This is a genomic window from Acinetobacter sp. ACZLY 512 (genome assembly GCF_023614015.1).
GTDB classification, from domain to species: Bacteria; Pseudomonadota; Gammaproteobacteria; order Pseudomonadales; family Moraxellaceae; genus Acinetobacter; species Acinetobacter soli.
The window spans coordinates 13,721-37,313 of sequence record NZ_JAKIVI010000004.1; the positions used below are offsets into that span (position 1 = coordinate 13,721).

General features: G+C 42.6%; 17 protein-coding genes. 7 read left to right on the forward strand and 10 right to left on the reverse strand.

What is annotated here, in order from left to right; genetic code table 11:
• Positions 1–27 precede the first annotated feature (27 nt).
• Positions 28–2,133, forward strand: a complete 2,106-nt coding sequence (locus L2096_RS05870) for a TonB-dependent receptor (protein ID WP_250365038.1) — start codon at positions 28–30, stop codon at positions 2,131–2,133.
• Between the two features lie 371 nt (positions 2,134–2,504).
• On the opposite strand, the gene L2096_RS05875 is transcribed toward L2096_RS05870, so the two are convergent.
• The gene (locus L2096_RS05875) at positions 2,505–3,215 is read right to left on the reverse strand and encodes a FadR/GntR family transcriptional regulator (RefSeq protein ID WP_025095931.1); all 711 of its coding nucleotides are present in this window, start codon (positions 3,213–3,215) and stop codon (positions 2,505–2,507) included.
• Between the two features lie 442 nt (positions 3,216–3,657).
• Here L2096_RS05875 and L2096_RS05880 point away from each other — a divergent pair, with 442 nt between their 5' ends.
• The 5 genes from L2096_RS05880 (at position 3,658) to L2096_RS05900 (ending at position 8,656) form a co-directional block, all read left to right on the forward strand.
• The gene (locus L2096_RS05880; protein ID WP_250365039.1) at positions 3,658–4,644 is read left to right on the forward strand and encodes an ABC transporter substrate-binding protein; all 987 of its coding nucleotides are present in this window, start codon (positions 3,658–3,660) and stop codon (positions 4,642–4,644) included.
• A 52-nt stretch (positions 4,645–4,696) separates the two neighbouring features.
• Positions 4,697–5,515, forward strand: coding sequence for an ABC transporter ATP-binding protein (locus L2096_RS05885; protein ID WP_004946775.1), 819 nt, complete (start codon positions 4,697–4,699; stop codon positions 5,513–5,515).
• On the forward strand, positions 5,508–6,302 hold the full coding sequence (locus L2096_RS05890; protein WP_250365040.1) for an ABC transporter permease: 795 nt from the start codon (positions 5,508–5,510) through the stop codon (positions 6,300–6,302). The genes L2096_RS05885 and L2096_RS05890 overlap by 8 nt, the downstream gene beginning before the upstream one ends.
• Complete coding sequence (locus L2096_RS05895) at positions 6,302–7,735, forward strand: amidohydrolase family protein (RefSeq protein ID WP_212515509.1); 1,434 nt, start codon at positions 6,302–6,304, stop codon at positions 7,733–7,735. Before L2096_RS05890 ends, L2096_RS05895 begins: the two co-directional genes overlap by 1 nt.
• Before the next feature lie 132 nt (positions 7,736–7,867).
• Complete coding sequence (locus L2096_RS05900) at positions 7,868–8,656, forward strand: alpha/beta fold hydrolase (protein ID WP_250365041.1); 789 nt, start codon at positions 7,868–7,870, stop codon at positions 8,654–8,656.
• Between the two features lie 86 nt (positions 8,657–8,742).
• Here L2096_RS05900 and L2096_RS05905 read toward each other — a convergent pair whose 3' ends face one another.
• Complete coding sequence (locus L2096_RS05905; RefSeq protein ID WP_025095936.1) at positions 8,743–9,399, reverse strand: epoxyqueuosine reductase QueH; 657 nt, start codon at positions 9,397–9,399, stop codon at positions 8,743–8,745.
• A 132-nt stretch (positions 9,400–9,531) separates the two neighbouring features.
• A complete protein-coding gene (locus L2096_RS05910; RefSeq protein ID WP_004946783.1) occupies positions 9,532–10,776 on the reverse strand; it encodes a GGDEF domain-containing protein in 1,245 nt (414 codons plus the stop codon).
• Between the two features lie 483 nt (positions 10,777–11,259).
• Here L2096_RS05910 and L2096_RS05915 point away from each other — a divergent pair, with 483 nt between their 5' ends.
• Entirely contained in the window at positions 11,260–12,006 is a 747-nt protein-coding gene (locus L2096_RS05915) for an iron-containing redox enzyme family protein (RefSeq protein ID WP_250365042.1), read from the forward strand.
• Here L2096_RS05915 and L2096_RS05920 read toward each other — a convergent pair whose 3' ends face one another.
• The 7 genes from L2096_RS05920 to L2096_RS05950 form a co-directional block, all read right to left on the reverse strand.
• A complete protein-coding gene (locus tag L2096_RS05920) occupies positions 12,007–14,010 on the reverse strand; it encodes an esterase/lipase family protein (protein WP_250365043.1) in 2,004 nt (667 codons plus the stop codon).
• Between the two features lie 144 nt (positions 14,011–14,154).
• On the reverse strand, positions 14,155–15,078 hold the full coding sequence (locus tag L2096_RS05925; RefSeq protein ID WP_004937048.1) for an ABUW_2363 family tetratricopeptide repeat lipoprotein: 924 nt from the start codon (positions 15,076–15,078) through the stop codon (positions 14,155–14,157).
• Positions 15,079–15,187: 109 nt separating this feature from the next.
• Positions 15,188–15,997, reverse strand: a complete 810-nt coding sequence (cysE, locus tag L2096_RS05930; RefSeq protein ID WP_004937050.1) for a serine O-acetyltransferase — start codon at positions 15,995–15,997, stop codon at positions 15,188–15,190.
• Positions 15,990–16,838, reverse strand: a complete 849-nt coding sequence (locus L2096_RS05935) for an RNA methyltransferase (protein ID WP_250365044.1) — start codon at positions 16,836–16,838, stop codon at positions 15,990–15,992. The genes cysE and L2096_RS05935 overlap by 8 nt, the downstream gene beginning before the upstream one ends.
• 18 nt (positions 16,839–16,856) lie before the next feature.
• A complete protein-coding gene (gene dnaE / locus L2096_RS05940; protein WP_250365045.1) occupies positions 16,857–20,414 on the reverse strand; it encodes a DNA polymerase III subunit alpha in 3,558 nt (1,185 codons plus the stop codon).
• Positions 20,415–20,570: 156 nt separating this feature from the next.
• Positions 20,571–21,638 carry an asparaginase gene (locus tag L2096_RS05945; RefSeq protein ID WP_004937056.1) on the reverse strand — a complete coding sequence of 356 codons (1,068 nt, stop codon included), beginning with the start codon at positions 21,636–21,638 and terminating at the stop codon, positions 20,571–20,573.
• A gap of 345 nt (positions 21,639–21,983) precedes the next feature.
• Positions 21,984–23,414 carry a pyridoxal phosphate-dependent aminotransferase gene (locus L2096_RS05950; RefSeq protein ID WP_004937057.1) on the reverse strand — a complete coding sequence of 477 codons (1,431 nt, stop codon included), beginning with the start codon at positions 23,412–23,414 and terminating at the stop codon, positions 21,984–21,986.
• Positions 23,415–23,593: the final 179 nt, after the last annotated feature.

Sequence of the window (23,593 nt, forward strand, 5' to 3'; positions counted from 1 at the left end):
CCAATTTTTGTCTTACAGAGTTTTACTATGTCTAAATTTTATGTTCATCCACTTGCGTGGAGTATTTTACTTGCCCAGAGTTCAATGGTATCGGTGGCTTTGGCGGCTGAAACAGGCACTCAAGTTCAAACTGCGCAGCTTTCAACCTTGACGCTAACCGCAGAAAAGCAAGATGAGCGTCATGCATCTTCTCAGGCAATTACCCAGTTTAATCACGATCTGATTGATGTGCCGTTCACCAAATCGCATGTGTCCGAACAAGATATCAAAAATCATAATATTCAGCGCGTGAGCGATGCATTGGCCTTGGTTAATGGCGTGGTTTATCAAGACAGTTATGGCGGTGGCTTTTGGGACAATTACTCGTTTCGCGGTTTTAGTACCGACCCAAACATGGGCACGATTTACATGCGTAACGGCTTAAGCTCTTTAAGCGGCATCCATGCGCCACGCGATATGGTCAACATCCAGTCGATTGATTTTCTGAAGGGGCCAATGGCTGCCATGTATGGCCAAGGCGCTATAGGGGGGATTATGAACATCACCACCAAACAGCCCGAATGGCAACGTAAGAGTGAATTGACCTTAAGTGGCAGTACACTTGAAGAATACCGGACAGCACTCGATACCACTGGCGCAATCAATGATCAGCTTGCGTACAGACTGGGGCTCGCTTATGAAAACAATCAAAGTTTTAGAGATCAGGTCGATAGCCAGCATTATTATATTGCGCCACAGCTGGCTTGGAAAATTTCAGATCGTACTCAGTTAAATCTGGATACAGAATTTGCCAAAAATCAAGGCGTGTTTGACCGTGGCGTACCGATGGTCAACGGTCAATTTGTGGTTAATAAAAAAACCTTTTTAGGTGAACCAAGTGATGGCGATATTAAAATCAACGACCAGATGTATCAACTGCGTCTGAATCATCAATTCAATGACGACTGGAACCTGACCACCGCGCTAAGTCATGAGCAGGGTGAGCGCGAAGGAACTTCAACTGAAATTTCATCGATTGCAGCCGATGGACAAACTGCAAATCGCTTTCGTCGCTATCGATGGTTTAATACCGAAACCACGCAATTTCAGGCAATTTTACGTGGGAAATTGAATACAGGAACCATTAAGCACGAGCTGGTGGCTAATGTTGAAGCAGGGCATTACACCATCGACCAGCTTCAGCGCAGAAGTGCAGTGGGTGCTTTAAGTACGATCAATATTTACCAGCCTGTATATGGTGTAAATGTATTGCCACTCACGCGAGTAACCAAAAACAGTAAAGAAACTCAGGATATGCTGGGATTCAATCTGCAAGATCAGATTTTCCTGAATGATCAGTGGAATATATTGCTGGGTGGACGCTTTAACCGACTAGAGCAGCAAATTGCAGATTATCGTAGCAATACACAAAGCAAGCAGGCCTTCTCGCCGTTTACGCCGCGTGCTGGTATTAACTTCAAGCCCACCGATCATTTATCTTTTTATAGCAACTGGGGGAAATCACTTGAGCTAAATACGGGATTAAATAAAAATAATCAACTGTATGATCCTGAAAAAACCACCAGTTGGGAAGTCGGTACTAAATATGAATATCTGCCACAAAGCTGGCTGGGATTCACGTATTTTGATCTCGATAAACGCCATTTACTTACCGAAGGGATTACAGACACTTATGTGGACAGTGGCCGCGTGCAAAGCCATGGTCTTGAGTTTGAGCTACAGCATCAGGTCTCTGAGCATTTACGCCTTAATGCCAACTACACCTATACCGATGCCTCGGTGGTCGAAAGTGAAGTCGAAGCCAAAGGTGCACGCCTAAAAAATATTCCTAAGCATACGGCAAATTTAAGTGCGGATTATCAATTTAGTGCGTGGGGGAAAGATGCTGGTGTTACGGGCAATATCAATTATTATGGCAAACGAAGCGCCAATTACATCGACAATGGCACCAGTTTACCTAAATTTACGACCGTAAATGTCGGGGCATATATCAAGCTCCGTCCAGATTTACGTGCCCAGCTCAATATCGACAACCTGTTTGATAAAGACTATTACGTTTCAAGTTATACCAATTACTGGGTACAACCTGGTGAACCACTCAAAGCAACATTGTCATTGAGCTGGAATTTCTAAGAAAGATCGGTCAGCGTTGTATGCTCAGGCATGCAGCGCTGTAAAATAATCATAATGAAATCAAATATTCGCTATCGTGATCAGATACAGATATGCACCCGCCTGAAATAGACATGCTCATTTTAAAAGCATGATGCGCATTTTTTGCTCATTTAGGTGCGCCGAGCAGACTCATAATATGTTGAATTCAGCTTATATTTGATTCATATATTCATTATTTGAGAATTCAAATATCAAGAATTAATACAAAAAAATGGGCTTCGAGCACACCCAAATCTGTAAAAGCTCAAGATATGTGATCAGATGCGTTGCAATGGTGCGTGTATGAATGAATGACTGCACCATGTTTGAAACCGTTGAACAGCGTTATGTTAAATAGAATGACTCGAAAAATACACACCGGCACGTTGCGCAGCACCCACAATATGTAAGCGCATGGCTTTTTCAGCGCCAGCGGCATTGCGTTGACTGAGTGCCTGTAAAATCTGTTCGTGTTCTTGAACAGTTTTATAGGCCAGATTGGGTTGTACAAACGGCAGGATCTGGCTTTGTTTCATCCAGTCAGTTTGATTTTTTAAGCTTTGAATAATGGATTGATTATTGCTCAATCCAATGATGAGCTGATGAAATAAAAAGTCATGCTCGGCAGCTTCAGTCCAGTGATGTGCTTCAATTGCAGCTTTAAGTTGCTGAAAATGTTGGTTGAGGGTTTCGATATCATGATCAGAGATATATTCACAGGCCAGAAGTGCGCTAAAGCCTTCTAAAATATAACGAAGCTGATAAAAATCTTTAAGTGAAATTTTAAACTGGATATTCCATTGCTCGACTGGCTGGCTTTCAAGCGCAGTCACATATGCACCTTTACCCGCCATAATGTTGAGCAAACCTAAGGCAGCCAAACGCGTGAGTGCTTCTCTGAGCGACGCACGGCTAATGCCAAGTTCCGAAGACAATTCGCGTTGCGAGGGCAAAGCTGACCCCACTGGATAGATTCCGTTTTGAATCCGCTCATGAATAATTTCAACCGCTTGATCGGTCACTTGAGAACTAGAGCGTTTAACGAGTGCAGTCGATTTCATAGAGCTTTGAGATTCAAGAAAATAATTGAACGAAAGATTCATTGGTATTATGCCATTTTTTGAGTTTTACTCGTTTTCCTTCAAAACATCTAGCCCAAATACTCATCAAGACAGTTAGATGCATTCATATGCTGCTTTTGTGCGCAAGTTTAGGGCAGATGTTTCATGTGATCCTATTTCGCATACAAATTTTGAGCCAGTTTTAGAGCCGATATGGTGCTCTTTTTGTTGGCATAGCTCTTGCTTAATCAGAACCTGAGTATAAGCGGTTAGTGCGATCATTCGCATGGGACATTGCTCTACAGCGCAGGCTGTTCCTCTTAGGGGGACAAGACAGATTTTTATGCTGTCTTGAGAGTATGAATGATCACACAGGTATACTCCATTCTCCCTTTGTATGAATAGCTGTTATGGCTTTCACCTATTCATCAGGGAGTTCATCATGAACAAATATCATGGTTTAGGCAAATCGCGTTTGGCTGTCGTTGCCGCATCACTTCTATTTCTTACATCTGCTCAAGCCAACGATAAACTCGTCTTACAAACCACATGGTACGCACAGGCCGAACAGGGTGGTTATTATCAGGCTTTAGCTGAAGGCATTTATAAAAAGTATGGTTTAGATGTCACCATCAAGGTAGGTGGCCCGCAAATCAATAACATGACACTGCTTTTGGCCAAGCGTGCCGATGTGATTATTAACTATGATTTACAGGTGCTCAAAGGCATTGAAAGTGGTTTCCCCATTAAAGCGATTGCTGCGCCATTTCAAGTCGATCCACAAGGACTGATTACCCATGCCGATGTAAAATCACTGTCCGATCTTAAAGACAAAACCATTTTAGTCTCAACCAGTGGGCAAGCCAGCTGGTGGCCATGGTTACGTGGCAAATATAATCTCAACAATGCTCAAGCCCGCCCATACACTTTTAATATGCAGCCATTTTTAGCCGATAAAAATGTTGCACAACAAGCATATGCCACCTCTGAAGTGCTACAAGCCAAAAAAGCAGAACCATCGAGTAAATTTTTCTTGTTTGCCAAAGACGGCTATCCAGCTTATGGCGGTATTTTGGTCACCCGAAATGATCTGGTTCAAACCAAGCCAGAGGTTTTACAATGCTTTGTCAAAGCCTCAATGGAAGGTTGGAAAAGCTATCTGAAAAATCCTGCACCAGGCAATGCCCTCATTAAAAAAGAAAATCGGAATATGGATGACGCATTGCTGGCATTTGGTGTCGCGCAAATGAAAAGCTTGGGTTTAATTGAAGGTGGAGATGCTAAAACCATGGGGATAGGCGTCATGACGGATGCCCGCTGGAGTAAAACACGAGATTTCATGGTGCAGTCCAAGTTACTTAAGCCCCAGACTCAGTGGAAATCGGCATATACCTTACAGTTTGTACAGCCGAAATCCAATAAAAACTAAATATCTCATCGAGGTAGAAACATAAGCAAAACAATAATAGGGGGAACCTAACATGAATTCAGCCGTCTTCGTCTCTCAAAATCCAGAGCCACAAAATACTGTAGCACCAATGCTGATGGCGCGTGGTGTAGAAAAAGTTTATCCAAACGGCACACATGCGCTTCAACGCCTCGATGTCGATATTCAGCGTGGTGAAATCGTGTCGCTTTTAGGGCCCTCAGGCTGTGGTAAAAGTACACTTTTAAAGATGTTTGCAGATCTTGAACAACCCAGCGCAGGGCAAGTACGCTGGCATGGTAAAACTGATCTACAGTCTCAGTGCAAAATGGCCATGGTGTTCCAAGAGGCCACTCTCATGCCGTGGGCCAATATTGCAGAGAATGTTCGGCTTCCGCTCGATCTACGTCATGTACCTAAAAAAATCAGTCAGCCTAAAGTACAAGCAGCTTTAACTTCGGTTGGATTAGGTAATTTTGCTGCATCTTATCCAAAAGAGCTTTCTGGTGGCATGCAGATGCGTGCTTCTTTGGCCAGAGCTTTGGTGACAGAACCTGATTTATTACTCATGGATGAACCCTTTGGTGCCTTAGATGAATTTACGCGGCACCGCCTAGATCAAGATATCCGTACATTATGGGCAGAGCGAGATCTGACGGTCGTGTTTGTCACGCACAGCATTTATGAAGCCGTATTTTTATCTTCCCGAGTGATTGTGATGGGAGCTCGTCCGGGGCGTATTGTAGCAGATATTGCGATTGAAGGGCCGGCACAGCGTGATGACCACTTTAGAGCTTCAGAACGATTTATGACGCAGTGTGCAGAACTATCCAATATTTTGGAACAAGCAAGTGGAGGGCATCACCATGGTTAAGCCATTAATCGAACATCCACAAGTACGTCGGCTCTTGGCGCCGTTAACACTGGGGTTGTTGCTGCTGCTCGTGTGGCAAATTGCGCTTCAGCAAATGAACGTTCCGATTTATCTTATTCCCAAACCATCCGATATTGCTCATGCTTTGGTTGAACAAGCAGATTTACTGTTCGGTAGTTTATGGATCACCTTAAAAATTACATTGCTAGCGTTTGTCTGTGCCGTGCTAATTGGGACTTTGATTGCATTTTTGTTTGTACAAAGCCGGGTGATTGAGGCGTGCTTTATGCCGTATGCCATTTTATTTCAAGTTACGCCAATTGTAGCCATTGCACCTTTGGTAATTATTTGGATTCATAATACTACATTGGCTTTAGTCGTTTGTGCCATGCTGGTCGCGATTTTCCCGATTTTAACCAATACCACGTTGGGGCTACGTAGTGTCAATGCTGGGCTGTTACATCTGTTTCAAATCAATAAAGCTTCACGTTGGCAGGTACTGCTCAAACTGCGTGTACCCAATGCATTACCCTATTTTTTTGGCGGGCTCCGTATCTCAAGTGGCTTGGCGCTGATCGGTGCGGTAGTTTCCGAATTTGTTGCGGGTACAGGGGGCAGCAGTGCCGGATTGGCCTATCAGATTTTACAAGCCGGATTCCAGCTCGATTTGCCATTGATGTTTGCCGCATTATTTTTAATTACCTGTACGGGACTGATTCTATTTATGCTGATGTCACTGCTTAGCCGTATCTTCTTGAACAAATGGCATGAAAGCGAGCAAGTCTAATGAATTATTTGATTAAAAATATACATGCCATCATGACCGGACAAGCCAATCAACAAGCACGATCTTCTGCAACTTCAATCCGCATTTCAAATGGCGTGATTACCGAGATAGGACATTTAAGGGCCCATTCAGATGAAACTGTTTTAGATGCGCAAGATGGTGTGGTGTATCCAGCGTGGGTGAATACCCATCACCATTTATTTCAGTCTTTGCTTAAAGGTGAACCGCAAGGATTAAATCAAAATTTGACGCCTTGGCTCGCGGCAACACCTTATCGTTTTCGTGGCGCATTTGATGAAGATACCTTTCGACTCGCAAGCCGAATTGGCTTAATTGAATTGCTCCAGTCAGGCTGTGGTACAGTGGCCGATCATCATTATCTATACTGGCCAGACATGCCCTTTGATGGCGCCGAAATTTTATTTGACGAAGCGGATCGGCTAGGCATGCGATTTGTACTTTGTCGAGGCGGTGGCACACTCACCAGAGGGCTTGAAGCTGAGTTGCCACAGGCGCTTCGACCTGAAAAATTTGAACACATGATGTACGATGTTGAGCGCTTGGTACAGCGCTATCATCAAGCCCAGCCCGATGCATATAGACAAATTGTGATGGCGCCCACCACGGCACTCCACTCAACTACACCGCAGCAACTTCGAGAAAGTGCAAAACTCGCTCGCCATTTGGGCATTCGTTTACATTCACATCTCTCTGAAACCGTTGATTATCTGGATGCGGCAAAAGCCAAATTTAATTCAACACCAGTGCAGTTTTGTGCCGAGCATGACTGGGTAGGTGAGGATGTCTGGTTTGCACATTTAGTCAAGCTCTTACCCGAAGAAATCAAGATTTTGGGGCAAAGTAAAACCGGAATAGCACATTGCCCACAAAGTAATGCCCGACTGGGTAGTGGTATCGCCGATCTGGTCACGCTTGAAGCCGCAGGGATGGCCATTTCAATCGGCGTAGATGGTGCAGCATCCAATGAGGCTGCCGATATGTTGTCTGAAACACATGCAGCATGGATGCTACAGCGTGCCCGAAAAGGAATGCTGGCACAACCTAAATATGCAAGAGGTACTTTTGAAGGCGGTGCAGACGCTGCAACCATCGAAGATGTGATCCGCTGGGGTACGCAAGGCGGCGCACAGGTACTCGGGCTTCCCAACATTGGAACACTTGAGATTGGTCAACAGGCCGATCTGGTCATTTATAATCTCAATGATCCGCGATACATGGGATTACACGATCTTGCCATTGGCCCGGTAGCAAGTGCCGGACAAGCCAATATTCGGTATATGCTGATTGGCGGTAAAATCGTAATGCAAAATAATCTGATTCCAGATCTAGATTTGCATGAGTTAGCCTTTGAGGCACGTCAAGCCGTCAAAAAATTACAGGTTCGTGCCGAGCAAATGGCGCTCGCATCCTAATAAGTGCTGTAAAAAACAACAGCTCTCTACGGAGGGCTTTTTTATTTGATGCGGATATGTAGTTGATGCTTGAATCCAGTTGGTCAGCCGAGCTAGTCTTATTGGTATAGCGATAAATATATGGAAATCTTTATGATATTAAACAGCCACATTGTTGAATCAGATCATGCCACAACCAATGCACCTCTTGTGTTGTTGCACGGTTTATTTGGTAGTTTGTCAAATTTAGGGGTGATTGCGCGGGCATTAAATACCAATCATAAAATTATCCAGCTCGATTTACGCAACCATGGGGCTTCTCCACACAGTGCCGAAATAAACTATGAAATTATGGCGCAGGACGTGATCGATACACTGGATGAACTGGGTATTGCTGAGTTTTCCGTGATTGGTCATTCAATGGGCGGAAAAGTCGCCATGAAAATTGCTGGATTATATCCAGAACGTATTGCGCATCTGATTGTACTTGATGTGAGTCCTGTGGCTTATGAAGGGCATCGTCATCAGGCTATTTTAAATGCGCTGAACGCTGTTCGTGCTGAACCGCATGAGCTGAGCCGTAAACAAGCTACCGAGATCATGAAGCAGTATATTCATGAAGATGGCGTGATTATGTTTTTGCTGAAATCGTTTAATCAAGGCCACTGGCTTTTTAATGTCGATGCAATCGAACAACAGTATTCTCATATTGCAGGTTGGCATCCGATTCAGCCATGGAATAAACCGATGTTGTTGATTCGTGGTGGATTATCAGAATACGTCCTACCCGAATATCACGATCAAATTACAGCACAGTTCCCGCAAGCAGATATCCAAAGTATTGATGGTGTAGGCCACTGGCTGCATGCAGAAAAACCCGATATTGTAATTGAGATGATTCAGGATTTTTTACATCAGCAAGGTGAGTCACGAACGCACTGAGTTGGGTGACGTCATGACTGCTGTAAACAAAAAGACTCGAGCTTCAATGCATCGAGTCTTTTTGTTTTACCCAATTTGTTAAAGTATTATTCAGGATCAGTCGCAGAATAAAATTTAACACCGAGCTTAATCCGATCACGTCCCTGACTCATTCTCCAGCGATTGGTATCGCGTAATGAATACACACAACCGCAGTATTCCTGCTGATAAAATTCTTCGCGTTTGCTAATCTCTAGCATGCGCGTTGCACCGCCATTTTTACGCCAGTTGTAATCCCAATAAGTAATTTCAGGATAATGTGAGGCAGCGCGAACACCACAGTCATTAATCTGATTCATGTCTTTCCAGCGGGAAATACCGAGCGAGCTGCTAATCACTTTAAATCCATTTTCATGCGCATACAGGGCGGTACGTTCAAAACGCATATCGAAGCACATGGTGCAGCGTATCCCTTTTTCAGGTTCATTTTCCATGCCTTTGGCACGTGCAAACCAGTTGTCGGTGTCATAGTCGCAGTCGATAAAGGGAATATTGTGTTTCTCGGCAAATCGAATATTTTCCTCTTTGCGAATCAGATATTCCTTAACAGGATGAATGTTAGGATTATAAAAAAAGATCGAATAATCGATACCCGATTCAAGTAGCGTTTCCATCACTTCGCCTGAACACGGTGCGCAGCAGGAATGCAGAAGCAATTTATCTGCATTGTTAGGAAGTTCAAGTTTAATTCTAGGTTTAGTCATCAAGTCGTAAAAAGTTATCGCTTTAAAGCCATATAATTTACTCGATTTTACCTTTAATGGCATGAATTAAGTGTGATAGCGTTTTAAATTGGATGGTTTTTATGCAAATGACAGATCATATTAAACGAACAATTAAGCTCTCGATGAAGAATAATTCATCTCTACCGACACATGAATATTGGCAATCTGATACTGGTTACGACCCTTACTTTTTGCCGTGTACAGTGCATGATCTGCGCGAGATACAAATGATGAAATACTGTCATCAACTTGCGGAATCATGGTCGCGACCCCAACACTTAAAGTCACCTGAGACGAAATATCGCTTGAGGGATGTTGAATATCGATCTTACGAATTACATTCATGAGGCGTTTAACCTGAATGAGTGCTTCAGATTCATTGGTCATTGGAAACAATAATAAAAATTCTTCACCGCCATAACGTGCAGCTAAATCGCCACTTCGTGAAGTGAGTGACGTTAAGGCCTTGGCAATTTCACGTAAACATTCGTCGCCTTTGATATGCCCCAACGAATCATTATACGATTTAAAAAAATCCAGATCGATCATCATGATGGTGATGGGCATACTGTGTCGAACCGCACGGCGCCATTCTTTTTCAAGCACTTCATCTAAATAGCGTCTGTTGGCTAAGCCAGTGAGTGAATCTTGCTGTGAAAGTGTTTCCAGTAATTCGGCCTGTTTAACCAGTTTGAGCCGATTGAGTTCAATAACGCAGTCACTTAAAAAATTTTCACGATGCTGACGATCGGTAAAGTAGGCCAGCGCCATACCTAAGAAGCTGCTAAAGGTATACGTGCGATTTAAGTAAGTCCAATCAATCGAGATGTTTGAATTAATACTAATCGTAAAACCAATTAACCCACCGACCCAACCTGCAAACAGGGCAGTATAAAAACGAAGACCAACAAAGCCGTAAATAATAATCACGGCATACATCATTGATGCATGCAGTAAGGCATTGTTTTGACCGCCTTCTAGAATATTAATGAGCGTAAATGTGATGGCAACAGCGGCAGTCGAGCCGAGGCAAACATAGTAATCGAACCATTTATCAAACGATTTAAAAAAAGAGAGCAGCCAGGCACTGGTAATAATTACACCAACCCAAGCATAATTAATCAGCCAGAGTTTAATTTCAGATTGTGGAAGAACCTGAAAAATACCAAAGCTGAGTAAACTATATAAAATGAGAATAATCGGTGCACGAAAACGAAACTCATGGGCAGCCGCTTGTCGATATTGAGTGCGATAAACTTGTTCAAGTGTTTTAGGAAACCAGACAAAGTTTAAGCCACGCGATAAAAGTAAGTCTATCTGCTCCTGACTTAAAATATTTGAGCCTTGTAACTTCATCGGCAGATCTCACTGTCTTAACGCAATCTCAAAATATTTTTTTAAAAGTGATTTAGATTTAAATATTGTATTCAAGTCATAATTATCATACGTTGAAATTTTAAGGATGAAAAGTAATATCTATTTTTTATATAAAACTTTATAAAACAATATGTTATTAAAATAATTATTTATTTGTAAAAATGTGAAATATAAATGTGAATGATTTAAAAATGATAATTGGTCATCATTTTTAAATAATATTAATTCATTATAATTTGATAAATTGTGTATTAAATCACATTATTATAAAAATTGATCTTTATTTAAATATCGCTTAAGAATTATAAAAAATAGTCAATTAAAATGAGATTTAATTCACACAAATGATTTGAAGGCGTCTAGAAAAGTGATAAAAAATACAGTATTTTTCTAAATTGTATATTGTATTATCAATGCAGCATAAATGAGTTCACTGGACGAAACAGTAACAGGATTTTAAGAATGAGTGCTTATACAAAAGGAACAGCTTTAGAAATAACATCGCATAGTCCATGGGCTCAGCAATTTTGGGACGAACTCATTCCGTATAAAGATCGCGTAAGCCAGCATCCATTATTTCAAAATATGGCCAGCGGACAATTGAGTCTGGACTGCTTTCGTTCGGCCTTGCTTAACTTTTATCCTTTGGTCGCGCATTTTCCTTCTTACATGGCGCTGGGGTTGTCTAAAGCGATTGATTTTTCTGCTCAGGGTGTGACTGAAACCCGCAATTGGCTGATTCAAAACATTAAAGTGGAAGAACGACACCTAAATTGGTATCAAGACTGGGCAGGAGGCTTTGGTTTGAGCATTGATCAACTCAATCAAGTTCGTCCCCCAGTCGCCATGAATGCAGTCAATCACTTTTTATGGCATACCAATACCACGGGTTCTTTAGCTGAGTGCCTTGCAGCAACCAATCTGGCGATTGAATGGGCGACAGGTGATTGGTCAGTTCAGGTCTATAAAGGTATACATGCATATCTTGATCACCCAGAAGTGAATATCAATAAACGTTCTCTGGCATGGCTACGTGCGCATGCGCATTACGATGATTTACATCCCTATGAAGCCATGGAGCTCATCAAACGATTGTGTGCAGATCAACCAGAATTGCAGCAAAAAGCTTTTCTTGCTGCAAAAGAAGGACTTGAATACTATGCATTGGCACTCGATGAGTGTTACAAACTGCAATCTAGAACTGCGTAATTACTTGATTTGATGCTGCTGAAGGTGCAAGCGCAGAATCCGACGTAACTCAAGCAATGCTTCTGGTGTTTCCTGAATTGAATGCCCGCCTTTAATAATTTTTTCAGATACAGCGCCGTCAAGATGGGCGCTGCTATACGGAACAATACCATCTGTAATTTGATCAGGTTCCTGACTTTTAGTGATGTTGCCCATAATTGAATGAAACACGTAGCTTTTTGGTGGCACAACATCTTTAGTTAGTGCAATAAATTTAGATTTGTGGCTTAAATCACTTGGACCATTTTGAATGAGTCCACCGTTGATGCCATTGGTTAGGTCCTTGGCCTGATCGGTCGCATCGTTGGTGAGGGTGTCGGTCAGTGCGCCTAAAAAAGAGCTGGGCAGGCGAATAATTTTACGTGCTGCTAAAGTAAACCATCGGTCTGCATAATCTGTACCCCGGTGAGGTGCAGACATAAAAATTGCGCGGTCAAAATTTTCAATGGGTTGAATTTTAAAGCGGTTCAAAACATTTTGATCTCGCTTAAACCGTTGACGTTGATTGGTATTTAGCATCTTAAAGGCTTTATCTGATAAATCAGCCTTACTCACCAGTAATCGGCTAATAATGCCTCCCATACTATGACCAATCAGTACTGCATTGTGGTCTGCTGCATCTTGAGGGTCAAGTCCATCAAATGCCTGCTGTAACAACGCATAAATTTGATAACGGCTTTCCAAAATTGGCATATTGGTCGAGTAAAAAATTTGCCAGACTTGATAATGCTCGCGTAGTACACGATCACCCATAATATCGTTGGTGAGCCCAATCCATGCCTCAGGGCTACTGGCCAATCCATGTACCAATACAATAATTTTTTTATTGGGATTATACGGTTCGAGCTTATACAGATGCGGCATGCTTAAACGTTGATCGCGATCCAATAAGCTTAAATAAGCCAAAATTCCAAGATTATTTTCCGCCAGCCATAAACCATAAGGTGCCGAAAAATTTGCTGCTAAGGGGTAGCTTTTCCCCGCGACCTTAATATTTTCAGTGTTGTACGGATCATAAACTTTAATCACAAATTGAGGATTATTTAAAATCTGGTCGACATTCTTGGGCTTGATCTGAGGCTCGACCACAAGTGTAACTGCCAGATAGCGCGCGTCGTGAATATTTGGATTTTGTCCACTCTTAAAGTTGTAATGTAGCGGGTCGACAATATATTTTGAAGATTCTTTACGATTTGATGGCGGGAAAACTGCAACAAACTCTGATCCAAAACCATCTCGGCGATTAATTGTGCGAAGCCCTGAAAAGTTCAGGTTATAACTCGAAATAAACTTCTCAAGAGGTTGCTTTGCAAGTTGTGGAAAATCATCAAAATTAATACGGTAAGTATTGTCACCGAGTTGAATCTGGGTTTGTACTTGTTTTTGTGGATTGCGAAGCGCATACAACGTCACTTGTTTCGCAATGGCTTGATTATAGAAATCTCGAATTTGAACTTGGCGGTTATCGAATATTCGATCTTGCGGTTTTCTTTGTGTCAAAAATAAATAGGCATAACTATAGCGAATGCTTTTATCGAGCATATTCATTTGACGATCTAAACAGTTATTTTCCTGATTCGACAAATTTAGTTTTGTATTTGATTTAGCTGTGGAAGAAGGTGTTTTACAATCCGACGAGCGTTCAAGTTGCATCGATTTTGCCAGATATATTTCGCTTGCGGCAGACAGAAATTGCTCTTCACCAATTTGTGAAATTGTTTTGAGTTCTGTAATACATGCATCGGGGTCGTTTGTACAAACATTTGCTTCTCGGCCCGACATCGACAAGACATTCAGACTGGCCTCACTCAATGCATCTTGCATCAGAATACTATTGCGCTCATTGGCAATAGTAATATTTAACGCTTGCTGCTTTACGCTCACCACTTGGCAACCACTGAGTAAGAGGGTGAGGCTTACACTCAGTAGGCTAAGTCCTTTTAGCAATGATGGATTCGGTCTCATAGCAAATAGTTCTTTTTAGATATGGTGAGTCGGCACATCATAATATGTGCAATCAATTTGGATCAAATTGAAGTACAGGGTTCTAAGAAACAACCATAAAAATAGGCTGTTGGTCAGCCTATTTTTATATACAAGAGTGAAGTGTTACTTCGGTGCAACTGCCGGGTTGGTCATGACTTGCCATACATTCCAACGACCTTGCTTTTCGATCTCTGTAATTAAACGATCTGCAACCTCAGCTTCGTCTGGATATTTGATTTTGTAATTTTTGAGCGTTTGGACTGCATTTTTCTTTTGCTCCATTGCAATATAGTTATTTGCACTGACCAAATACGCTTCCTGTACGCCGCCTTTCATGGCTTTTTCCAAATATGGCATTGCTTCACGTTGACCACCACCTTCAGATAAACCAAAACCAAACCAGAAATTGGCTTCTGGATCATTTGGATTCATTTTGAGTAAACGTTGAGCATAAGTCAATGATTTGGTGGTATAAGCAGAACCTAAATCGAGGTTACGGCCAAGCACACTGGCTTTAAATGCACGAATCAGAACATCAAATGAAGCATCTGGATTGGCTGCTAAAGTATCAAGTTGCGCTGAAACCTGCTTTAACTTGCTTTCATAACCACGACGCTCCTGACGATCGGTAAAACGTGGTGGATAATGGCGAGCTTTACCTTCAACAAGCTGGATAAAGTCATCAATTTCAGTGACATCCAGTTCATTTTCACCAGCCAATGCTGCATATTTCATGCTACGCGTATTATTTTTAATTGTTGGAACAATCAGTTTATTGACATCGAGCACGATCGTTTGTGTCGGATCATCCGAACGTTTTACCACCATTTTTGTTACAGGTTGAGCTGCTGCTTCTTTAAGTGCAACTTCAAATGCAGGAGGTGCATCGTAGTTAAATGGATTTAATGAATAAAATGGCGGCGAAATATCCGGCTCGGTGAACACGTAAGGTTGTGTGCTTTGCTTATTTTCTTTGACAGGAAGAGGGCTACATGCGGTTAAAACTGAAGCTGCTAACATGGTGTATGCCAAAGGCTTAAACATCATAGAGTCATCCGTAAAATTGTTGTATGAATAAAAGATCGTTGTGTAGCCAGTCTAAGAAAACCTGAGCAAACATGCAATGAGTGCCGTGTTACAGTATTAAACTAAATGGTCAAGCATCACTCATCTTATGCTGTGCTTCACATTCACGTCGGACTTCTTCAATAATTTTAAGCTCTTCATCACTAAATGGATGCTGATCATAGTTTTGTTTTTTAAATGTCGGATCAAGTGCAGTCAATCGCTTGCATAAAGTATTCATACGCACTTCATTTTGCTGAATACGGTCAAGCAGTACTTTCATACCTTCGAGTAAAGGATCGGTCTGGTCGCGAGTGGCTGCATAAGGTTCAAATCCAATACTTTGCGCATAGCTTTCACGGCGCATTTCTTCGGCATTTTTATCCAGATCTTTTTGAATAAATCGTGCTGCACTGCCTACAGCAGTCACACCCGCAGGAACAGGCTTGGTCACAACAGCATTTGAACCAATTTTCGCGCCTTTACCAATGATCAATGGCCCTAAAATTTTTGCGCCGGCACCGACCACTACACCATCTTCAAGCGTCGGGTGACGCTTGCCTTTATTCCAAGTTGTACCGCCAAGCGTTACGCCATGATAGAGCGTGACATCGTCGCCAATTTCGGCAGTTTCACCAATTACGACACCCATGCCATGATCGATAAAAAAGCGACGACCAATTTTGGCGCCAGGATGAATCTCAATTCCTGTCGCAAATCGGCTCAGAGAAGACAGCGCACGTGCAGAGCCTTTCAAGTCTTTTTTCCAAAGCTCATGTGCAACCCGATGCATGATCAGTGCATGAATACCCGGATAAGTCGTCAAAACTTCCAGGGTATTTCGTGCTGCCGGATCACGCGCAAATACGGCTTGAATGTCTTCTTTAAGCTGTTTAAACATGGGGCTGATCCTCATCCTGTTGTGTTTTTTTCCATTTGCCCTGACTGAGTGCTTGCACGCGGCTAAATACACCACGTAACAAATGATACTCCATTCGGTCGAGTTGAATACGACCAAACAAACGGCGCATACGAAGTGGAAGCAAACGCGGATTTTGTGGATCTAGAAATTCGATATCGACCAGCATTTTTTCAAAATGAGGATAAAATTCTTCCATTTGCTGATGAGTGACCAGTGGTTCATCCCAGTCCATTACGACACCTTCTGCAACCTGCATTTGCGCATTTGTCGTTTCAGTAGATGATGTGGTGACTCGTTCGAGTGCAGCCATTCGCATTTCATAGCACACCACTTGAATGGCTTGCGCTACGTTTAACACGCCATAGTCGGTATTGACCGGAATCGTGAGGTGATAATTGGCCAATGCCAGCTCTTCATTGGTCAGACCGCGATCTTCACGACCAAATACAATCGCAACTTGCTGTTGTTTATTCAGCACGGCATCTATCGATAATTCAGCAGCCGGGCGTACATCGAGCAATGGCCAAGGAATGGTTCTGCTACGCGCACTGGTTCCAAATACAATATGACAATCTCGAATGGCATCTTCAAGCGTATCCACAATCTGAATTTGCTCGATCAGATCTTGTGCACCTGCGGCAAGGGCATCGATATCGGGATGTGGATAGGTTTTGGGTGCAACCAATACCAGTTTTGACAGTCCCATGGTTTTCATTGCACGTAACGCACTTCCAATATTGGCTGGAAGCGTGGTATTGACCATCACAATTCGTACATGCGCCAATGATTGATTCACCAACGCATTGTCAGCATTATTCATAAAGTATCCGATTCAAATTTAAGAGTATTGAGAGACTTCTGCGTGATACAGATCCATTGCTTCATCCATCGACATATCTTGCGGTGGGGCAATATTCGCTTTTACTGGCTCTGCCGCTTTGGCTGCTTTTGACTTCACCTGATATTCAATGTAAATCGCTTCTTTACCAAAATAATCGCGCAGTTTCACCAGTAGTTCGTCTAGTGGCGCAACCTTCCAGTTTTGCCCAAGCTGCACTTCTGCACTTGCGTAAGGCTGATCGATACACATGATGACAGGAACATGCTGGCACATATCAATATTACAATAAGGCAAAAGAATCTGTTGCAGATCGCGCGCTAAAGCAGGGGTCATCAAGTCGTCTGTTGGCTGGATGCGAATATGATTGGCACGTTTTTGACGAATTTCATTCAGACTAAATGCTTTGGTCAAGCGTGCCATCGGGCGGTCGAAGCCTTCGCGTTCGTAAATTTCGCCTTCAATCACCACCACTTGCTCAATTGCGACAATATCTTTAAAGCGCTGAAAACGTTCATGGTTACAACTGACTTCAACACGCGCAGTTCCGTCATCGAGCGTAACAACAATCCGGTTCGGGAAATTGGCAACGTCGAGTACCAGTCCAGCAAAGACCGTAGTGACTCCACGACGCGTAGGTGTCAGTTCATTTAGTTTAGCTGGAATAAACGATTTTAATTCGGTACGATAAACATCAATCGGGTGACCGGTCAGATACAAGCCCAAAGTGTCTTTTTCACCTTTTAAGCGAACTTCGTCTGACCACGGTTTAACAGGTTTGGCAGGTTTGCGCTGAACTTCTTCAACTTCACCAAACAAATCCATAATACCAGTTTCACGGTTCTGGCGTGCTTGCTCCGCGGCCTGAACAGCCTCAGGCAACTGTGCCATGAGCGTTGATCGTTCAATTTGTAGACAGTCGAGAGCACCGGCACGAATCAGCGCTTCAAGTGTACGCTTATTAATTTTTTTCAAATCGATGCGGTGGCAAAAATCGAATAAGTCGGTATATGGACCTTGCTTAATACGTGAGTCAATCACCGATTGCATTGCTTGTTCGCCCACACCTTTAATGGCACCTAAACCATACACAATGGTACGTTCATCACTGGCATGAAAATGATACAGCGACATATTTACAGAAGGTGGCATGACTTCAAGTGCGTTATTACGACAGTCATCAATCAAAAATACGATACTGTCGGTATTTTGCATTTCCGACGATAAAACCGCCGCCATAAATTCGGCAGGATAATGCGCTTTTAACCAAGCGGTATGATAGGCCACCAAGGCATAGGCAGCAGCATGCGATTTGTTAAAGCCATAGCCTGCAAACTTTTCCATATAGTCAAAAATATGGTTGGCTGTGGCTTCATCAATATCTTTTTGTGCAGCACCTTCAATGAAGATTTTACGCTGCTTGACCATTTCTTCAGGTTTCTTTTTACCCATGGCGCGGCGGAGCAAATCTGCGCCACCGAGCGTGTATCCCGCACAAAACTGTGCAGCCTGCATTACCTGTTCCTGATATACCATAATGCCATAGGTCGGTTCGAGCACACTTTCAAGTAATGGATGCAAATACTCAAATTCACCGCCGTGCATCCGGTGAATAAAGTCGGGAATCAGATCCATCGGGCCCGGACGGTAAAGCGATACGAAGGCAATAATTTCTTCAAATTTACTCGGTCGCGCTTCCTTCAGCATTTTTTTCATGCCGACGGATTCAAACTGAAACACCGCAGTCGTATTAGCGTTGGCGAACACCAAGTAGGCATCTTTATCGTCTAAAGGCACATTGGCAATTTCAAGCGGTGTCTCAAACTGGATGCGCTTATTGATATTTTGCACCGCATCTTCAATTACGGTCAGGTTTCGCAAGCCCAAAAAGTCAAATTTGACCAGACCGGCTGCCTCAACGTCATCTTTATCGTATTGTGCAACGCGGTTTGTACCATCGGCATCGCATAGGACTGCCGAGTAATCGGTAATTTTTCCGGGTGCAATCACCACACCACCGGCGTGTTTACCTGTATTGCGCGTGATACCTTCAAGCTTGAGTGCCATTTCCCAAATTTCACTGGCATCGTCATAATCCGGATTGGACGGGTTGGTGACGATGTCTTTGAGTTGTGGCTCCATGTCGATGGCCGTCGCCAGATCCACCCCGAGCGGTTTGGTAGGCACCATTTTTGAAATACGATCGGCCAAACCGTACGATTTACCCAGTACGCGCGCAACATCCCGGATCGCGCCTTTGGCCGCCATCGTACCGAATGTCGCAATTTGCGATACTGCTTCACGTCCATAGGTACGAGAGACGTAATCAATTACTCGGTCTCGCCCTGCAATGCAAAAGTCGACGTCAAAGTCGGGCATTGAAACTCGTTCTGGGTTCAAGAAACGCTCGAAGAGCAAATCGTAACGAAGTGGATCCAGATCGGTAATTTTTAAACTATACGCCACCAATGAGCCTGCACCAGAGCCACGGCCCGGGCCAACTGGAACACCATTACTTTTGGCCCATTGAATAAAGTCCATCACGATGAGGAAGTAACCCGGAAATCCCATTTTAAGGATAATGCCCACTTCATACTCAATACGTTCATCGTAAGGTTTACGAATTTCAGGCCAGTCTTCATCGCGCATCTCTACGGGATACAAATGATTAAGGCGCTCTTCAAGACCTACTTTAGACAAATGCTCAAAATAGGTGTCGATGGTAAAACCATCTGGAATTGGATAATCCGGAAGGAAGTAAGTTCCAAGCTGTAGCGAAACATTACAGCGCTGCGCAATGTAATAAGTATTTTCAAGTGCGCTTGGAATATCTGAAAAGAGTTCCACCATGTCGGCGGTGGTTTTAAAATATTGCTCGGGGCTGTAAATTCGGGGTCTGCGGTTATCAGCAAGTACGTAACCATCTGCAATACAGACTCGTGCTTCGTGTGCATCAAAATCATCACGCTCAATAAAGTGAATATCATTATGCGCGACGACACCAATATGATACTTGGCCGCCAATTTAACCGCTTCACCAATATAATCTTCTTCACCCGGACGATCTGTGCGAGTTAAAGCCAGATAAACACGATTGCCAAATTTTTCTTGCCAGGCTTCAAGCAGCGGCTCTGCTTTTTGTGGATTGGACGAACACAACATTTTGCCAACATCGCTGTTTTGTCCGAGCAATACAATAATGTCGTGATGTTGTTCCAAGATCCATTCTTTTTGAACACAAGGAATGCTGAGTTGCTGGCCTTCGATATGACCACGTGACACAATTTCAGTTAAGCCTTTCCAGCCTTCATTGGTCATGGCGAGCAAGGTAACTCGTTGGTCGGGCTCATTGAGCCGAACCACACTGCCTAAGATCGGTTTGATGCCTTTACTTAAACACGAGGTGTAAAACTTCACGGCCGCATGTAAGTTAGATAAGTCTGTGAGCGCCAAAGCAGGCATATTGTCTTTGACAGCAGCTTTGATGAGATCAGGTATGCGAACAATCGATTCAGTAATCGAAAATTCTGAATGAATACCAAGATGAACAAACTGCATAGACCTATCCTTAACACGACCGCCAAATATTCTAACACGCTCTGTCTGAGACAGTTGTCTAATATTTTGGCATTAAAACATCTTCGTAAAGACAAATCAGATTATAAAACAAAAAAACCGATGTATAGACATCGGTTTTTTTGAGGCTAATTGCGCTTAGTATTGCCAGAACATACGCTGAATTTCTTTTGCGTCATTGGTTTTGGTCAGTGCAAGTGCAGTTAGCAGACGTGCTTTTTGTGGATTTAAGTCATGTGCAACCACCCAGCCGTATTTGTCGTCTGGTTGTTCAGCATTACGTAGTACAAAGCCTTGCGGTACACGTGATGAACGTACCACTTGAATGCCTTGCTCATCATGCAATTGCTTTAATGTTGGCACAATATAGTTACCTACAGAGCCATTACCTGTACCCGCATTTACAATTCCTTTTACACCAGCCTTGGCATAGGCAAGGTAAGCATCTGGAATCATTGAGTCAGAACCATATACGATTTGAACCAAAGGTAACTGGTCGCCTTTAATATTTTCGATATTAAATTCTGAAGCATTAGTATGGCGCTTAACAGAACTTCTAAACCAGTAAGGCTTACCTTCAACCAGTGTACCCAAAGCACCCCATTGGCTGCCAAAAGCATTGGTATGAATGTTGATTGCTTTGGTTACATCACGTGCAGCAAAGATCGAATCATTCATCATGACTAAAACGCCTTTGTTTTTTGCTTCATCAGATGAAGCTAGAGCAACTGCGCTATAAAGATTGAGCGGACCATCAGCAGAAAGTGCTGTAGATGGACGCATTGAGCCAACCAGTACAATCGGCTTGTCTGTATGAATGACTAAATTCAAAAAGAATGCAGTTTCTTCTAGCGTGTCCGTACCATGCGTAATGACGATACCGTTTACAGATGGCTTTTTGACAAGATCATTCACTTGGCGAGCAAGGGAGAGTAGTTCTTTATCGGTAATGCTTTCAGAAGCAATTTGTAGCGCCTGAACACCAGTGACATTTGCTAAATCTTTGATTTGCGGCACTGCATTGATGAGTGCATCGACTGGAACTTTTGCTGCTGTATATGTTGCGCTATTGGTTGAGCTTGCGCCAGCGCCTGCTATCGTTCCACCTGTTGCAACGACCACTACATTATTTTTTGCATATAGTGATACAGATGCTGCAAGAAGCGTTAATCCTAAACCGAATGATTTAATAGCCTTATTAATCATTTATGACAATCCTGTGTTTTGATCTTCCATCGAATAGCAATGTCTATGCCAGACATTTTGGCTATTATTTGAATTTTGATCAATTAAAGCATTGGCATTTTATTTTTTAAATTAAATTAAAAGAATGCATTAATTTTAACGAGAAATACATCAATCTTATCTATGCTATTTCGAGCGTACTGATAAAAATAAAGTGAAAAAACAAAGTATTTAGCCTACAAAAAGTATTTTTGCACCAAATTGGAATGTTGTTGCTTTATCTTGGTGCGTAAATGGCTTTTTTATAAACCGTATAAAAAATAAAAAAGCAATGTCGAACTTCGACATTGCTTTAAATTTTCTTAATTAACGACGATTTGCTAAAAAACGAGATAGACGGGTAATTGCTTCTCTTAACTCATTTTCTGCAGGCAAGAACACCAGACGGAAATGGTCAGGAGTCGGCCAGTTAAAACCGGTACCTTGAACCAGTAGTACTTTCTCTGCACGAAGAAAGTCTAGCATCAGTTGTTCATCGTCTTCTACGGGATACATGTTTGGATCGAGTTTTGGGAAGCAATACATGGCACCTTCCGGTTTTACACAACTCACACCCGGAATTTCGTTGAGCATTTCCCACGCAATATTGCGTTGTTCGTATAAACGACCACTCGGGCGAATCAAGTCGTTAATCGATTGATAGCCCCCTAGCGCAGTTTGAATGGCATATTGGGCCTGATGGTTGGCACACAAGCGCATTGAAGCCAGCATGTCCAGCCCTTCAATATAATCTTTCGCGCGTGATTTATCGCCTGTAATAGCCATCCAGCCTGAACGATAGCCCGCAACACGATAAGATTTTGATAAGCCGTTAAATGAGATGCACAACTGGTCGCCAGCAAGTGCAGCAACAGACACATGTTCAATGCCATCGTAAACGATTTTATCGTAGATTTCGTCTGCAAATAAAATCAGGTCATATTTTTTTGCCAATGCGACAATTTGTGCCAAAACATGACGTGGATAAACTGAACCTGTCGGGTTGTTTGGGTTGATAATCACAATACCGCGTGTATTGGGTGTGATTTTACTTTCCATGTCGGCAAGATCAGGATACCAGCTATTTTCTTCATCACATTTATAGTGAATGGCGGTTCCTCCTGAAAGGTTTACCGCAGCGGTCCAAAGTGGATAGTCTGGCATAGGCACGAGCATTTCATCGCCGTCGTCGAGCAAGCCTTGCATAGCCATGACAATCAGTTCTGATACGCCGTTGCCGACATAGACATCGTTGACATGCATATCACGGATGCCTTTTTGCTGATAATACTGGCAAATGGCTTTGCGTGCAGGGAAGATACCCTTTGAGTCGGTGTAACCAATCGCATTAGGTAAATTTAGTGCGACATCATTAATAATTTCTTGTGGTGCTTCAAATCCAAACGGAGCAGGATTGCCAATATTGAGCTTAATAATTTTATGTCCTTGTTCTTCCATTTCATTGGCCGCTCGTAACACAGGACCACGAATGTCGTAGCATACATGCTCGAGCTTAGAAGACTTTTTAATTTCTCGTGGGGTTTGGGTCGTGTTCGTCATTTTGAGGGTCTCAGAAGGAGGAGGGTTCACTTTTGCATAACGATATAAATAGCTTTTAAATGTTTCAGTTGTAACCAAATCAAGATCATGCTGGTCTTTGAGTAAGGTCACAATTTTTTCATGCGTATAACCGAGCTGTTGATATTGTTTAATCACAGGCAGTAGGTTTTTAAAAATAACGCTCTTTTTTTGAGACATTTTTTTATCCTTAGCAAGAATGGACAAAGATTAACATGTATTTTGCTTACAATGAAGCATTGGTTACATAACTACTGCTTACTTAAAAAATAATATTGCTTACTTTTTGCTTTTGGTTCAATTATACGTGTTTTGTAAATTGTGCATGAAACACTAGAAATTTTAGATTGAATGACGTA

Excerpts from the sequence above, each read along its gene's own strand:
- L2096_RS05870 (WP_250365038.1), top strand. The coding sequence starts at position 28 with ATGTCTAAATTTTATGTTCATCCACTTGCGTGGAGTATTTTACTTGCC.
- L2096_RS05875 (WP_025095931.1), bottom strand. The coding sequence starts at position 3,215 with ATGAAATCGACTGCACTCGTTAAACGCTCTAGTTCTCAAGTGACCGAT.
- L2096_RS05880 (WP_250365039.1), top strand. The coding sequence starts at position 3,658 with ATGAACAAATATCATGGTTTAGGCAAATCGCGTTTGGCTGTCGTTGCC.
- L2096_RS05885 (WP_004946775.1), top strand. The coding sequence starts at position 4,697 with ATGAATTCAGCCGTCTTCGTCTCTCAAAATCCAGAGCCACAAAATACT.
- L2096_RS05890 (WP_250365040.1), top strand. The coding sequence starts at position 5,508 with ATGGTTAAGCCATTAATCGAACATCCACAAGTACGTCGGCTCTTGGCG.
- L2096_RS05895 (WP_212515509.1), top strand. The coding sequence starts at position 6,302 with ATGAATTATTTGATTAAAAATATACATGCCATCATGACCGGACAAGCC.
- L2096_RS05900 (WP_250365041.1), top strand. The coding sequence starts at position 7,868 with ATGATATTAAACAGCCACATTGTTGAATCAGATCATGCCACAACCAAT.
- L2096_RS05905 (WP_025095936.1), bottom strand. The coding sequence starts at position 9,399 with ATGACTAAACCTAGAATTAAACTTGAACTTCCTAACAATGCAGATAAA.
- L2096_RS05910 (WP_004946783.1), bottom strand. The coding sequence starts at position 10,776 with ATGAAGTTACAAGGCTCAAATATTTTAAGTCAGGAGCAGATAGACTTA.
- L2096_RS05915 (WP_250365042.1), top strand. The coding sequence starts at position 11,260 with ATGAGTGCTTATACAAAAGGAACAGCTTTAGAAATAACATCGCATAGT.
- L2096_RS05920 (WP_250365043.1), bottom strand. The coding sequence starts at position 14,010 with ATGAGACCGAATCCATCATTGCTAAAAGGACTTAGCCTACTGAGTGTA.
- L2096_RS05925 (WP_004937048.1), bottom strand. The coding sequence starts at position 15,078 with ATGATGTTTAAGCCTTTGGCATACACCATGTTAGCAGCTTCAGTTTTA.
- cysE (WP_004937050.1), bottom strand. The coding sequence starts at position 15,997 with ATGTTTAAACAGCTTAAAGAAGACATTCAAGCCGTATTTGCGCGTGAT.
- L2096_RS05935 (WP_250365044.1), bottom strand. The coding sequence starts at position 16,838 with ATGAATAATGCTGACAATGCGTTGGTGAATCAATCATTGGCGCATGTA.
- dnaE (WP_250365045.1), bottom strand. The coding sequence starts at position 20,414 with ATGCAGTTTGTTCATCTTGGTATTCATTCAGAATTTTCGATTACTGAA.
- L2096_RS05945 (WP_004937056.1), bottom strand. The coding sequence starts at position 21,638 with ATGATTAATAAGGCTATTAAATCATTCGGTTTAGGATTAACGCTTCTT.
- L2096_RS05950 (WP_004937057.1), bottom strand. The coding sequence starts at position 23,414 with ATGTCTCAAAAAAAGAGCGTTATTTTTAAAAACCTACTGCCTGTGATT.